This is a genomic window from Micromonospora sp. NPDC057141 (assembly GCF_042670805.1).
In the GTDB taxonomy this organism is placed as follows: Bacteria; Actinomycetota; Actinomycetes; order Mycobacteriales; family Micromonosporaceae; genus Micromonospora.
Genome location: NZ_JBHUVA010000051.1, coordinates 1 through 13,850, shown reverse-complemented (window position 1 = coordinate 13,850; position 13,850 = coordinate 1). Strand labels below are relative to the sequence as shown.

The 13,850-nt window shown below is 74.7% G+C and carries 13 protein-coding genes; 9 read left to right on the top strand and 4 right to left on the bottom strand.

The features are described from left to right. Window positions 1-36: 36 nt before the first annotated feature. From ACFT41_RS22305 to ACFT41_RS22295, 3 genes are read left to right on the top strand one after another with little or no spacing between them, the layout of a single operon-like run. Complete coding sequence (locus ACFT41_RS22305; RefSeq protein WP_377588282.1) at window positions 37-918, top strand: hypothetical protein; 882 nt, start codon at window positions 37-39, stop codon at window positions 916-918. Continuing rightward, on the top strand, window positions 915-1,892 hold the full coding sequence (locus ACFT41_RS22300; protein ID WP_377588281.1) for a BREX system ATP-binding domain-containing protein: 978 nt from the start codon (window positions 915-917) through the stop codon (window positions 1,890-1,892). Before ACFT41_RS22305 ends, ACFT41_RS22300 begins: the two co-directional genes overlap by 4 nt. Further along, on the top strand, window positions 1,892-3,136 hold the full coding sequence (locus ACFT41_RS22295; RefSeq protein ID WP_377588280.1) for a BREX system ATP-binding domain-containing protein: 1,245 nt from the start codon (window positions 1,892-1,894) through the stop codon (window positions 3,134-3,136). Before ACFT41_RS22300 ends, ACFT41_RS22295 begins: the two co-directional genes overlap by 1 nt. Window positions 3,137-3,443: 307 nt before the next feature. On the opposite strand, the gene ACFT41_RS22290 is transcribed toward ACFT41_RS22295, so the two are convergent. Next, a complete protein-coding gene (locus tag ACFT41_RS22290) occupies window positions 3,444-3,941 on the bottom strand; it encodes a VOC family protein (protein WP_377588279.1) in 498 nt (165 codons plus the stop codon). A gap of 41 nt (window positions 3,942-3,982) precedes the next feature. Between ACFT41_RS22290 and ACFT41_RS22285 the strand changes: the two genes are divergently transcribed. Next, window positions 3,983-4,813 carry a helix-turn-helix domain-containing protein gene (locus tag ACFT41_RS22285; protein ID WP_377588293.1) on the top strand — a complete coding sequence of 277 codons (831 nt, stop codon included), beginning with the start codon at window positions 3,983-3,985 and terminating at the stop codon, window positions 4,811-4,813. Window positions 4,814-4,859: 46 nt separating this feature from the next. On the opposite strand, the gene ACFT41_RS22280 is transcribed toward ACFT41_RS22285, so the two are convergent. After that, window positions 4,860-5,762, bottom strand: coding sequence for a LysR family transcriptional regulator (locus tag ACFT41_RS22280; protein ID WP_377588278.1), 903 nt, complete (start codon window positions 5,760-5,762; stop codon window positions 4,860-4,862). Window positions 5,763-5,913: 151 nt separating this feature from the next. On the opposite strand from ACFT41_RS22280, the gene ACFT41_RS22275 reads away from it, so the two are divergent. The 3 genes from ACFT41_RS22275 (at window position 5,914) to ACFT41_RS22265 (ending at window position 8,335) form a co-directional block, all read left to right on the top strand. Next, on the top strand, window positions 5,914-6,804 hold the full coding sequence (locus tag ACFT41_RS22275; protein WP_377588277.1) for an SDR family oxidoreductase: 891 nt from the start codon (window positions 5,914-5,916) through the stop codon (window positions 6,802-6,804). A 60-nt stretch (window positions 6,805-6,864) separates the two neighbouring features. Beyond that, the gene (locus tag ACFT41_RS22270; protein ID WP_377588276.1) at window positions 6,865-7,725 is read left to right on the top strand and encodes an amidohydrolase family protein; all 861 of its coding nucleotides are present in this window, start codon (window positions 6,865-6,867) and stop codon (window positions 7,723-7,725) included. 235 nt (window positions 7,726-7,960) lie between these two features. Next, window positions 7,961-8,335 (top strand): VOC family protein, encoded by a 375-nt coding sequence (locus ACFT41_RS22265; RefSeq protein WP_377588275.1) that lies wholly within the window; start codon window positions 7,961-7,963, stop codon window positions 8,333-8,335. A 128-nt stretch (window positions 8,336-8,463) separates the two neighbouring features. Here the strand turns inward: ACFT41_RS22265 and ACFT41_RS22260 are convergent, their stop codons facing one another. Both ACFT41_RS22260 and ACFT41_RS22255 read right to left on the bottom strand, forming a co-directional pair. Beyond that, window positions 8,464-9,105 (bottom strand): response regulator, encoded by a 642-nt coding sequence (locus ACFT41_RS22260; protein ID WP_377588274.1) that lies wholly within the window; start codon window positions 9,103-9,105, stop codon window positions 8,464-8,466. Continuing rightward, complete coding sequence (locus ACFT41_RS22255) at window positions 9,102-10,361, bottom strand: sensor histidine kinase (RefSeq protein ID WP_377588273.1); 1,260 nt, start codon at window positions 10,359-10,361, stop codon at window positions 9,102-9,104. The genes ACFT41_RS22260 and ACFT41_RS22255 overlap by 4 nt, the downstream gene beginning before the upstream one ends. 153 nt (window positions 10,362-10,514) lie before the next feature. Here ACFT41_RS22255 and ACFT41_RS22250 point away from each other — a divergent pair, with 153 nt between their 5' ends. After that, complete coding sequence (locus tag ACFT41_RS22250; protein ID WP_377588272.1) at window positions 10,515-11,267, top strand: ABC transporter ATP-binding protein; 753 nt, start codon at window positions 10,515-10,517, stop codon at window positions 11,265-11,267. Beyond that, on the top strand, window positions 11,264-13,822 hold the full coding sequence (locus tag ACFT41_RS22245) for an FtsX-like permease family protein (protein WP_377588271.1): 2,559 nt from the start codon (window positions 11,264-11,266) through the stop codon (window positions 13,820-13,822). Before ACFT41_RS22250 ends, ACFT41_RS22245 begins: the two co-directional genes overlap by 4 nt. Window positions 13,823-13,850: the final 28 nt, after the last annotated feature.

The following is a 13,850-nucleotide window of genomic DNA, read 5'->3' as shown; positions in this document are numbered from 1 at the left end:
TGTCCCAGCTCCGGGGCGGTCACTACTCTCCGCAAGATGGGATTTCCACTCGTGTCAGAACCGGGCTTCGCTGAGCCGATCGGCGACCTTCACACCCCGGCAGCCCAGCCGGACGCCACGGAGGGCCTGGAGAGTGCGCTCGCCGTTACCGAGCGGACGCTTGAAGAAGCCCTGCGTGGCGCCAACGCCGCAGTGCGGGAACTGAAGCGGGCGCTCGCCGCCGCCCACTCCGGGCAGATCCGCGACCTCCGGAAGGCCCTGGCCGGTGCCCGGACAACGGCCGACAAGCTCGCCGCGGACACCCGGGCGATCGGCGACGCCTTCACGTTCGACGAGCGCGCCTACCTGTCCTCGGGTGGATATGTCAAGGAGCTGCTGGCCGAGGCGGAGGCCCGGGGACTCGCGATCGTCGAGGGCGACGACGATCGGCTCCTGTGCTACCCGTCCCTGCTGCGGGTGCTCCCCGGCGACGCCGCGATCGAGATCGACAAGGCACGCGACCGGCGGCTGCGGCCCTCGGTGCTGGTCGGCGCGCTGGCTCGGGCACAGGAACGGGGAACACGTTTCAAGGCCGAGCAGTTCCTCGACAGTCTCCGGTCGGCCTACGAGCTTCGTGTCGCAGCTGACGGCAAGCGCGCCGATGCGGTGATCCGCCTGGCCGACATCTGGACGGTGCTGACCATGATGCCGGGCCAGCGCACCCAGTACTCGCGGCAGGAGTTCGCCCGCGACCTCTACCTGCTGGATCAGAGCGGCGTCCTCCGTACCGAGCGGAGCCCGCGGACGCTGCGCTGGGCGGCCAGCACCGGCACCAAGGGCTCCGGGGTGCTGACCACAGTGGCGCGCAACGGTCAGGAACAGCGGTACTGGGGTGTGTCGTTCACCGCCGAGGACACCGAGCCGGGGCCGCAGGAGTGAGCGCCGCCGGGATCGGCGTCGACGACTACCTCCAGTTCGTCGAGCGGGAGTATCTGACCGGGTACATCGCCGGCGGCGGCGCCTCGGTCAAGCTGTTGTGCCCGGCGGACGACACCGTGCGGGACCGGCTGGCCGCCGCGCTCGCCGAGATCGGGCAGGGTTTCGCGTACGCCGAAGTGGATGCCGCAACCACCCGCGTCCATCTGATCGACCAGGTGTTCACCACCGTCGCCCGTCAGCTGGACTGGGTCGGGCTCGCCGCTTCCGTCGTGCGCGCGGCCCTGGACCACGCGGGTTTCCCGGCGCCGGCCGAGACCGACGGCATCGACCTCGGGGTGATCGCCCGGCACCACGACGTCGACGCCGCGGAGCTGTACCGCAGTGCCCGCCGCGCCGTCGAGCAGCTGGTCCTGCGGGACACGGAGATGAGCCACGAGTTCCGGGTGGCGATGTTCCGGCTCTGCCAGGAACGCCTCGGCCGGGGTGACGTCACCGCCGACGAACGGCAGACTGTGATCGGCTGGCTGCACGGTGAGCGGCTGCCCGCCGCGGACCTGCGCCGGGTGGGCCTGAACACGAAGGTGAACCGCTACAACGCGCGGCCGCTGCTGGTGTCGCTGACCCGCTGGCTGCGGATCGCCGGCCGGCCGGGCCTGGTGCTGCGGCTCGACCTGGACCGGCTGGCCGTGAGCCGGCGCCCGCCCGCCGGCTTGCGGGACGGCTTCTACTACGCGAAGGCGGCGACGCTCGACGCGTACGAGCTGGTCCGTCAGCTGATCGACGCGGTCGACGAGATCGAGGGGCTGTTCGTCGCCGTGCAGGTGCCGCCGGTCCTCGTGCACGACGAGGCACGCGGGCTGCCCGCGTACACGGCACTGCAACTGCGGGTCGCCGACGAGGTGCGCGACCGGCGCCGGTCGAACCCGTACGCCACGCTGGTGCGTATCGGTTCCGATTCCGCGGAGGTGTCCTGATGATCGGCCTGACCGACGGGCGGTCCCCTGCCGTCGTGGCCCGGCGCGCGATCGAGGCGTTGCGGGCGGGAGTGCCCAGCCGGGACGCGGTGGCCGCGCTCGGCAGTGGACAGTCGGCGATCGAGGACCGCTTCGAGACGATGTGCGCCTCGGCCGCGGCGGGTTCTCCCGCGAGCATGCTGATCGGGGGCGGATTCGGCGCGGGCAAGAGCCATCTGCTCGAGCACCTCGCCCGGCTGGCGCTGAACAAGGGATGGACCGTCAGCCGCGTCGTCGTCAGCAAGGAGACGCCGCTGCACGATCCCGCCAAGGTCTTCCGCGCGGCGGCCGACTCCGCGCTGCGCGACGGGCAGGCCCGGCCCGCGATCATCGAGGCGGCGGCCGGGCTCGACCTGGACGGCCGCGACTTTGCCGAGCTGCTGCGTTGGGCGTCGTCGAGCGGATCCGAGCTGAACGAGCGGTTCCCGGCGAGTCTGGTGCTGTTCGCCCACCTCCGTGAGCGAGACCCGTCATTCGCCGAGACCGTTCTGCGTTTCTGGTCCGGTGATCCGATCGCGATCCCGGAACTGCGCCGGCGGATGCGGGAGGTCGGCGAGCAACGACCCGTCTTCGCGCCCGTGGCGGCGGCCGAACTGGCCCGGCAGCGGATGCGGTTCGCGGCCCGCCTGCTGGCTGCCGCAGGGTCACCCGGTTGGCTCGTCCTCTTCGACGAGGTCGAGCTCATCGGACGGTACTCGCTGCTCCAGCGGGCCAAGTCGTATGCGGAGCTGGCCCGGTGGATGCGAGGTGAGAACGGCAGAGGCACCCCGATGGCTGCGGTGCTCGCCATGACCGACGACTTCGAGGCGGCCGTGATCACCGGGCGCAACGATCGGCACGTCGTCCCGGAGCGGCTGCTGGCCAAGGGAACGCCGGACGCGGCCGAGCTCGCGGCCGCCGCCGAACTCGGCATGCGGATCATCGACCGGGAGACACACCTGCTCACCCCGCCGGACGACGCCGAGCTCAAGCAGGTGTACACGCAGCTGCGCGAACTGCACGGGCAGGCGTTCGGATGGTATCCGCCCGACGTGACCGGGCTGGAGAGGCTGGGCGCCACCCGGATGCGGCAGTACGTGCGGGCCTGGATCAACGAATGGGACCTCGTGCGACTCGACCCCGGATATCGGCCGGAAACCGAAGCCGTCACGGTGATCAGCGATTATCGCGAGGACCCTGACCTGGAGCACGCCGACTCCGAGTAGGTGGGCCGTTGCCGGCCCGGGCCTGACCACCCGGCCCGGGCCGGCAACGATCGTCAGCAGATCGCTGGCCAGCCGGGTTGAACAGCGCCACCCATTCGTCGAGGCGTCCTGCGGCGGTGCGGCATGGATCCGCCTGACCTCCGCGAGCCTCAGACGACATCAGTGCCAGCCTCAGACGACATCAGCGCCAGGAGCGGGCCGAGGCACGACGGCGGTGGCCCCAGGAACACCACACGACCGACGACGAGCACTATCAGGACGTCCACGTCGTACAGCGCTGTCGACGCGTCGCGGGAGGCAAGTCCGCTCAGGCCTGGCCGGCGGCCCACTCGGCGACCCGGTGGGCGCTCTCCTCCTCGGAGAGGTCCTCGACCCGGGTCATGATCGACCAGCGCACCCCGAACGGATCCCGGATGCTGGCGAAGCGGTCACCGGACACGAAGGTGGACAGCGGCTCGCGGATGGTCGCACCCGCGGCCTCGGCGCGGGCGACGAGGGCGTCCGCGTCGGGGCAGTAGAGGCCGATGGAGTAGCACGCGTCGTCCGGCTCGGGCGGAGCGACCAGCGCGAAGTCGGGCATGGGCGCACCGAGCTGCAGCAGCCCGTTGCCGAAGTCGAGGACGGCGTGCGCGACCATCCCGGATATCTCCGTCACGTCCACGACGCGCGCCCCGAACACGTCGCGGTAGAAGTCGATCGCTCCTCGCGCGTCGGGGATGACCAGGAACGGGGTCAGGGTGGTCGTGCCGTGAGGAGTGCCGTTGGTGGTGTGCTCGCCCGTGGCGGCACTGGTCAAGTCGGTCATAGGACGTGACCGTACCGACGCGGGCCGGGCCGGGCTTGGAGATGCGCGACAACTCGTACGATGGAGCGGTGAGCCTGGCCTCTCGGGGAGTCCTCTACCCGGCGCGGCTGCCGACGTTCCATCGGGTTGCTGCGCCGGAGCGGGTGGCGGCGCTGGTGCGCTGGTTCTGGATCCCGGAGTGGCGCATCGCCCCGGGCCGGTCCTCCCGGCAGCACACCATCGGCTTTCCCGCCTGCAACCTCGTGGTCGAGCCGGACGGGGTCGGCTTCGCCGGCCCCACCACCCGGGCCTCGTACCGCGACCTCACGGGGACCGGTTGGGCTGTCGGCGCCCTACTGCGGCCGGCAGCGGTGCCGGCCTTCACCGACGATCCCACGGCCCTGCGCGATTGCGCTCAGCCGGTGCGGCTGCCGGCCCTGCATGCCGCGGTGTGCGCAGCGATGACGGGACCCGAGGACCGGCACACCCGTCACCGCCACGCCGTCGAGGCGCTGACCGACCTGTTGTGCCAGGCCGTTCCGACGCCCACCCCGGAGGCCCTGCTGGCCAACGCCCTGGCCGAGACCATCGACACCGACCCCGCGATGCTCACGGTCGAGGACGTGGCCGGACGCCTGCACGTGTCGGTCCGGACGCTGCAACGACTGGCTCGCCGCTACGTCGGGTTGCCGCCGTCGGCGATGATTCGTCGGCGCCGTCTCCAGGAGGCAGCCGACCGGCTGCGCGCAGCACCCGGAGGCAGCCTGGCCGAGGTCGCCGCCGAGTTCGGCTACACCGACCACGCTCACCTGGCCAACGAGTTCCGGTCAGCCCTGGGGCTGACCCTCAGCGGCTATCGCACGCAGGTGCACCGCCCGAGCGCCGAGGGCTGATGCGGCATCCCGTCCCGTAGACCTCCGCGAGCTGCTGGTGACCTCGTCAGTGCTGCCCGCCGAGTTCTGCGCCACGTAGGTGACGACGGGCGAGGTCGCAGAAGTCGGTGACGAGCCGGTTGCGGTCGTCGGCGCGGACGGCGACCACGACGTGGCCGGGGTCGACGTCGGCGAGCCGGACGGTCGTCACGTCCGGGCGGAGCCCTCGCGCGCACGCCGGGACGATCGCCACCGCCTGGCCCGAGGCGACCAGTTCGATCTTGTCCTCGGCGGCGTGGACCAGCGGGCCGTCGGGGGCCGGGCGTCCGTCCGGGCGCGGGTCGATGCGCCAGTACGCGTCCCAGGCGGGATCCGCCACCCGGGGCAGTGGCTCGTCGGCGATGTCGTCGAGGGCGACGGACTCCTTGCCGGCCAGCCGGTGGTCGAGGGCAACCGCGAGCACCCGCGGCTCGTCGTAGAGGACCGTCACGTCCAGGCCGTCGGAGGCCAGGGGCAGGCGGCTCACCACGGCATCGACGCGGCGCTCGATCAGCGCCTCGCGGCACTGACGCCAGTCCAGGTGCTGGGTGCTGACCTCGCAGTCCGGGTGCCGGTGCCGCAGCTGGCGCACCACGGGGGTGACGAACAGGTCCGCAGTCCAGCCGATGGTGATCCGCTGCGGTCGCGCGGCGGCGCGCGCCTGGGTGGTGGCCTGCGCCGCCGCCCGCAGCAACTCCCTCGCCCGGGGCAGGAACGTCTCGCCGGCCTCGGTGAGCCGGCTGCCCTGCGGCGTACGGTCCAGCAGTCGCGCCCCGATCTGCCGTTCCAGGCGGCGGATCTGCCGGCTCAGCGACGGCTGGGTGACGTGCAGCTCCTCGGCGGCCCGCCCGAACCGCTGGTGCGCGGCGACGACGGTGAAGTACCGCACCAGGCGCAGATCGAGGTCGGCGGCCGACGGTGAATCGGGCATGGGCCCACGGTAGGCCAGCGCCGTGAACTCCGGTCATGCCCGCCGCGTATGGCGTCGTACCGAACAGGCTTTGGACCTTCGCCGGTGTGGCCCGGCACCGTGGTGGGCATCGGCCCGGCGGCTCGCCGGGTCCTGCCCCGAAGGAGACCCCATGCGTGTGTTCGTCACCGGCGCGACCGGCTTTGTCGGTGCCGCCGTCGTCCGGGAACTGCTGGGCGCCGGCCATCAGGTCGTCGGTTTGGCCCGCTCGGACTCCTCGGCCGCCGCCCTGGTCTCCGCCGGCGCCGAGGCGCACCTCGGCTCGCTGGAGGACCTGGACCGCCTCCGTGCCGCCGCCAGGGCCGCCGACGGCGTCGTCCACACCGCGTTCATCCACGACTTCACCGACTTCACCGCCGCGCTGCGCACCGACCTGCGGGCCGTCGAGACGTTGGGTCAGGCCCTGGTCGGCTCCGGCAGGCCACTGATCGTCACGTCGGGCACGACGCTGCTCACCCCCGGACGGGTCAGCACCGAGGACGACGCAGCCGGGCCGGACTTCCCCCGCGGCCGCGCCGAGGAGGCCACGCTCGGGTTCGCCGGGCGGGGCGTGCGGGCCTCGGTGCTGCGGCTACCGCCGAGCGTGCACGGCCGGGGCGACGCGCGCGGCTTCCTGCCCCGGCTGATCGGCATCGCCCGGGACAAGGGCTTCTCGGCGTACGTCGCGGACGGCGCGACCCGGTGGGCGGCGGTGCACCGCCTTGACGCCGCCCGCCTGTTCCGCCTCGCGGTGGAGAACGCGCCGGCCGGCAGCCGGCTGCACGGGGTGGCCGACGAGGGGGTGCCCTTCCGCGCCATCGCCGAGGCCATCGGCCGTCAGCTCGACGTGCCCGTCACCTCGATCGACGCCGCGCAGGCGGGCGAGCAGTTCGGCTTCCTCGGCGCCCTCGCCGCGAACGACACGGCGGCCTCCGGCACGCAGACCCGGAAGCTCCTCGACTGGCAGCCGACGCATCCCACGCTGCTCGACGACCTCGACGCCGGGCACTACCTCACCCCCTGACGTCCGCCGGTCCACGCCGAGCCGGAACCCCCGACCGCCACGCACGAGACGAGCACGCCCATGGAAATCATCGACGCCCACCTGCACCTGCCCCGCACCCAGCGGCCCTGGGACCACGGCGACGAGTCGTTCCTGGACCTACAGGGCGAACTTTTGGTCGCCCAACTGGACGCCGCCGGGGTCGACATGGCCGTTCTGGTCAGCCACCCGCTGTTCGCTCCGGCCGCGGGGTGTGCAGCGGCCGTGGCACGGCATCCCGACCGGCTCGCCGCGGTGCTGCAGTTGGACGAGAGCGCCCCTGACATCGCCGAGCAGGTGGCGCGGCTCAGGACGAGGCCAGGGATCCTGGGCCTGCGGGTGACGACCACCTGGCCGCCCGGCAACAGCGGGCGGCTCCGCGCGGGCGCGTACGAGACCCTGCTGGCCGCCGCCGAACGCCACCGGGTCCCGGTGTGCCTGCTCGCCACCGGTGACCTTTCCGGCGTGGCGGTCATCGCGCGTGCCCACCCGTCACTGCCGCTGGTCGTCGACCACCTCGGCCTGGCGCAGCCGCCCTACCAGACGCCGGCCGACCCGGCCTGGCGCGACCTCGCGCACCTGCTGACGCTCGCCGAGTTCCCGAACGTCTCGGTCAAGCTCTCGGGCGCACCGACCCTCTCGGCCGTTCCCTACCCGTATCCGGACGTCTGGCCCCACCTGCGGCAGGTGCTCGACGCGTTCGGCGTCGACCGGTGCATGTGGGCCACCGACCAGCACCGCGTCTCCGGACGCCTGCCGGGCCTCGATCCGCTGCCCAGGTACCCCGGCCACCACTCGTACGCCCAGGCCCTGCACTACCTGCTCGACCGGCTCGACCTCTCCCCGGCCGAGCAGGCCGCGTTGTTCGGCGGCACGGCCCGCCGGGTCCTGGGCGTGCCCTGATCGCTCGCGCGGGGCCGGGTGAAGGAAATGATGTTTGCGGCAGCGATACGCCCCGGGTAGCGTCACCGATCGTGAACACCGGACCGGCATCTCGCCACGCACGGATCGGCGATCCGGTGGAGGACTGACCGCACGGCGGGTGCCGGCAGGGCACCCGCCAGGCTCGGCACGTGGACCTCCCGGCGGCCTGCACACCGTCGGCCCCATCCGTGTCGAGCACCGCGAGGTCAGTCGAATGACAGTCACCTTCAACCACACCATCATCGCCGCCCGGGACCGCGAGGAGTCGGCGCGGTTCTTCCGCCAGCTGTTGGAACTGCCGGAAGCGCCGTCCTGGGGCGTGTTCACCAACATCCAGCTCACCGACGGCGTGCTGCTCCAGTTCGCCGAGCCGCCGGTGGAGATCCAGATGCAGCACTACGCGTTCCTGGTCGACGACGACCTGTTCGACCGGGCGTACCAGCGGCTGTGTGATCAGGGCATCGAGCACTGGGCCGATCCGCAGATGCGCCGTCCCGGCGAGACCAACACCGAGCACGGCGGCCGGGGGGTCTACTTCAAGGACCCGGCGGGCCACGCCATCGAGCTGATCACCCGCCCGTACCTGTAGTCGCGGGGTTCCGCGGCCGGGCGGCGTGTCCACCGTCCGGCCGCCTGGCCCGTCCCGCCGCCTCCGCCGAACGGCCGAGCCGGAACGACACCTCGACGCGTACGCGGCCCGTACCGGGAACCTCGCCGTCAGCCGACCAGGCGGCGTTCCCAGGCCCAGGCGGCGATCTCCACCCGGTTGCGGGCGTCCAGCTTCGCCTGCACGCTGCCGAGGTGCGTCTTGACCGTGCCGACGGAGATGAACAGCTTCGCGGCGATCTCGGCGTTGGTCGCGCCCCGCGCCACCAGCCGCACCACGTCCAGCTCCCGGGGCGACAGCCCCGTCGGGTCGGGGCGGGCCGGCTCCGGCGGATTCAGGTGCCGCAGCAGCCGTACGGTGATCGACGGGCTGATCAGGGCCTCCCCGGAGACGGCGGCCCGGACCGCCTCCACCAGCAGGGCGGGCCCGGAGTCCTTCAACAGGAACCCGCACGCGCCGTTGCGCAGCGCGGCGTGCACGTACTCGTCGAGGTCGAACGTGGTCACCACGACCACCCGCACCGGATCGACGACGCCGGGGCCGGCGAGCCGGCGCAGCGCGTCCAGCCCGTTCAGCCTCGGCATGCGGATGTCCAGCAGCACGACGTCGGGGCGCAGCCGACGGGCCAGCTCGACCGCCTCGACGCCGTCGCCCGCCTCGCCGACCAGCTCCATGTCCGGCTGCGCGCCGATGATCATCCCGAACCCGGTGCGCACCATCGCCTGGTCGTCGGCCACCAGCACCCGGATCACCGGCCGCCCTCCCCGCCGGGCCCCGCGCTGCCCGGCCACCGAGCCGCCGTCGACCCGCCGCCCAGCGGCAGCGCCGCGTCGACCACCCATCCTCCGTCGACGCCGGGGCCGGCCCGCAGCCGGCCGCCCAGCGCGCCCACCCGCTCGGTCAGCCCGGCCAGCCCGTACCCGGGCCGGCCGCCGCGCTGCCCCCGCCCGTCGTCGACGACCCGCACCGACAACCACTGCGGCGTGCGGCTGACCAGCACGTCCACCCGCCGCGCCCCGGTGGCGTGCCGCCGGACGTTCGTCAACGCCTCCATCACGACCCGGTACGCCGACGTGATCACCTCGACCGGCAGGTCGCCGAGCGGCCCGTCGGTGTGCAGGCGGGCCGGCACCGGGCCGGCCGTGGTGAACGCCGCGACCAGCTCCGCCAGGTCGGCCACCCCGGCCAGGGGCGTCACCGGGGCGTCGGGCGGCCCGTCGTGGCCGCGCAGCATCCCGATCATCCGGCGCATCGCCGTCATGGTCTCCGCGCCGGCCCGCTCGATCTGCTCCAGCGCGGCGACGGCCCGCTGCGGGTCCCGCCCGGCGACGTACCGGGCGCCCTGGGCCTGCACCACGATGCCGGTGACGTGGTGGGCGACGAAGTCGTGCAGGTCCCGGGCGAACTCGGCGCGCTGCTCCGCGCGTACCGCCGCGAGCCGGCGCTCCCGGGCGGTCTCCGCCAGCCGCAGGTACATGCCGGCGGCGGCGGCCCCGGCCGCGAGCAGCGCGTAGGCCATGCCGATGATCAGGTAGATGCTGTCCACCCCGCCGCGCAGCGGCAGCGCGGCGACGGCGAGGCCGGTCGCGGACACGGCGGCCAGGGCCGGCTGCGGGGCGGCCCGCCGAGCCAGCACGAAGACCATCCCGAGCAGCCCGGCCGACTCCGCCAGGCCCCACATATGGTCGGAGTCTCGCACCGGCACCCGGCCGTCCAGGCCGCCGGTGTGGCGTAGGAGGGCGTACGCCGCCGTCGTCGCCAGCGACCAGGCCGCCACCGCGCCGCCGGCCGCCGCCAGCCGGCGGGAGCCCTGCCGGTGGGCGGGCAACCACACCGCCGCGGTGGTGACCGCCAGCGCGACCTGCGCCAGCGCGGCCGGCAGGGCGAGGGCGCCGCCGACGGGGAACATCCGGCCGCCGACGACGTCGACGAGACCGAGCAGCGCCATGCCGGCCAGGGCGGCGGCCTGCCCGGCCCGCCGCCACCCGACGCTGAGGGTTCCGGTCATCGCCCCCCACCGTAGCCACCCGGCCGGCGCGGGCGGATCTGCCGAAAGTCGGAGCCGGCGGGCGCGGACCCGACCCCGGACGGATGCGCGGGCGGCCCGCCCACCGGGAGGCTCTGCGGCGTCCCGGTGACCGGCACCGGAGATGGAGGAGAGATGACGACGCACCATCCCGACCCCACGGCGGCCGTCGCGGCGGTCGACCTGGTCAAGGTGTACGGCAGGGGAGCCACGGCGGTACGCGCCCTCGACGGCGTGACGGTGGGCTTCCGCCGCGCCGCGTTCACGGCGATCATGGGCCCGTCCGGCTCCGGCAAGTCCACCCTCATGCACTGCCTGGCCGGCCTCGACCCGGCCACCTCGGGGCAGGTGCTGCTCGGCGGCACCGACCTCGGCCGGCAGTCCGACCGGGTGCTGACCCGGGTGCGCCGGGAGCGCATCGGGTTCGTCTTCCAGTCGTTCAACCTGCTGCCCCAGCTCACCGCCGGGCAGAACGTCACCCTGCCGCTCGACCTCGCCGGGCGCGGCGTCGACCGGCAGTTCCTCGACCACGTGGTGGACGTGCTCGGCATCGGCGACCGGCTGGCGCACCGCCCCAGCGAGCTCTCCGGCGGCCAGCAGCAGCGGGTCGCCCTCGCCCGGGCCCTGGTGTCCCGCCCCGAGGTCGTCTTCGCCGACGAGCCGACCGGCAACCTCGACTCCCGCGCCGGTGCCGAGGTGCTCGGCCTGCTGCGCGACTGCGTGCGTACCCTCGGGCAGACCGTCGTCATGGTGACCCACGACCCGGCCGCCGCCGCGTACGCCGACCGGGTGGTGCTGCTCGCGGACGGCCGGGTCGCCGGCGACCTGGCCGAGCCCGACCGGGGTGCGGTCACCGCCGCCCTGCACGGCCTGGCGGCGGCCCGGTGAGCCGGCGCGCCGTGGTGCTGCGCGCGCAGCTCGTCGAGGCGGCCCGCCGCCCCGCCCGGACGCTGCTGATGGGCCTGGCCGTGGTCGTCGCGGCGTTCGTCGTGTTCGGCACCGTGCTGGCGTACCAGGCCACCGAGCGGACCGTGCTCGCCGGCTTCAGCGGGACCCCGGCGGCGGCCGACCTGGTCGTCACCGGCGCAGACGGCGTCTCCCTGCGGACGTTGGACGCGGCCCGCCGGCTGCCCGGCGTCGCCGAGGCGGTGGGCCGCACGGACGCCTTCCACGAGTTCGCCGACGACCCGCGCGCGGGCCTGTCCGTGTACGCCGACCCCGGAGCCGGCCCGCTCGCCACGGTCCGCGTCGTGCAGGGGCGGTACCCGGTCGGTGCGGGCGAACTGGCCGTCACCCGGCGCACCGTCGACCGGCTCGGGCTGACCGTCGGTGACACCCTGCGGCTGGCGGGTGCCACGCCGGACCGGCCGGTCGGGGTGACCGTCGTCGGCGTGGTGGAGGCCCCTGACGACCCGGGGGAGACCGGCTACACCACGGAGGCGTTCGCCGCCCGCCTCGGCGGCTCCGACCAGCTCCGGCAGGTCGAGGTGCGGCTCGCCTCCAACGTCGACCCCGACGCCGTGTCCGCCGCACTGGCCCGCGCCGCGTCGGCTCCCGGCCCGTCGGCTTCCGGCCCGTCCGAGCGCGCCGGTGCCGGCCTCGTCGTCCGCGCCGGGGTGGAGGTCCGCCGCGCGGAGGCCGACCAGGTCAGCGAGCGCGTCCAGGACCTCTTCGCCCTCGTCACGATGTTCGTGGCGGTCGCCGCCGTGGCGGCGGTGCTGGTCGCCACGTCCACGTTCCGGATCGTCTTCGCCCAGCGGATGCGGCAGCTCGCCCTGCTGCGCGCCGTCGGGGCTTCCCGCGCCGGGCTGTTCGGGGCGCTGGTCGTCGAGGGCGCGGGCACCGGCCTCGTCGCGGGCCTGGCCGGCGTGCTGGCCGCGTACGGCGTCGGGCACGCGCTGCCGCCGGTGCTGCGGGCGTTCGGCCCCGCCGTGGCCTCGCCCGGCCACCCGGTCGTGGCGGCGGTCGCCGTGGTGCTCGGCGCGGCCCTGGTTACGGCGCTGGCGGTGCTCGCCCCGGCGGTCACCGCCGCCCGGGTCGCCCCGCTGGAGGCGCTGCGCACCGCCAGCACCACCGCCGGCCGGCGCGGCATCGGCCGGCTGCGCGCCGCAGCGGGACTGCTGCTCGCCGCCGGTGCGGTGCTGGTCGCCGTGCTGGTGGCGAGCCGGCTGCCCGGCCCCGACCCGGAGAACTACGACCCGTCGACCCCGCTGCTGGCGATCGTGGCCTCCGGCGCGTTCGCGTACGCCGCGCTGGTGGCGCTCGGGCCGCTGCTGGTGCGCCCGGTGCTGGCCGTCGTCGGCTGGCCGTTGCGCCGCCTCGGCCCGCTCGGCCGGCTGGCCGTCGGCGGGGTCGGCGGGGCACCCCGCCGGGCGGCGGCGGTGAGCGTCGTCGTCGCGCTCGGGGTCACCCTGGTCGCGGGGGCGCTCGTCGGCAGCGCCTCGCTCGGGACGCTGCTGAAGCGGGAACTCGCCGGCATGGCACCGGCCGACGTCGCCGTCACCGCCCGGGGCGACGGGCCGCTGCCGGCCGGGCTCGTGCAGCGGGTCCAGGGCATCGGCGAGCTGGACCGGGTGGTGCCGTACCGCAGCAGCCCCGACGTGCGCGTCGCCGGCGCGGAGGTCGACGGGCTCGCCGCCACCGACCTGGACCTGCGCGCGCTGGCCACCTGGGCGGACTTCGGCGCGAGCGCCGGGCGGCTCACCGACGCCGGCCCGGGGCAGGTGGTGCTGCTGCGGTTCCTCGCCGAGCAGGCGGGCGCGCGGCCGGGCGACGAGGTGACCGTCACCCGGGGTGACCGGTCTGTGCGGCTGCGGGTGGCCGCGACCATGGCGAACACGCCGGTCGGCGCGGGGCTGCTGCTCGACCCGGCGGACCTGGATCGGCTCGGCGTGCCGGCCGGCCCGACCGGCCTGCTGGCCGACGTGGCGGGCGACGGCGAACAGGAACGCGCGGCGGCGGTGCGGGCCCTGCGCGCGGCCGGCGGTCAGCAGGTGGGTATCCAGCTGACCGCCGACGACCGCGACGAGCTGGAACGCAGGCTCGGGGCGCTGCTGGGGGTGCTGCTGTCCGTGCTCGGCCTGACGGCGGTCGTCGCCGTGGTCGGCGTCGGCACCACCACGGCGCTGTCGGTGGTGGAGCGCACCCGGGAGTCCGGCCTGCTGCGCGCCGTCGGGCTGTCGCGTCGCCGGCTCGGGGCGATGCTGACGGTCGAGGCGGCCCTGTACGGCGTCCTCGGCGCGACCCTCGGCCTGCTGCTGGCGTGGCCGTACTCGTGGCTGACCGTCGCCGCGCTCGGCCAGGACGCGCCCGTCGAGTTCCCGGCGGGGCAGCTCGCCGGGGTGGTGCTGGCCCTCGCGGCGGCGACGGCGCTCGCCGGGCTGCTGCCGGCGCGCCGGGCGGCCCGGGTGAGCCCCGTGGCCGCCCTGGGCACCGGCGACTGACCGTCACCGGTGCGCCGGGCTCGTGCCC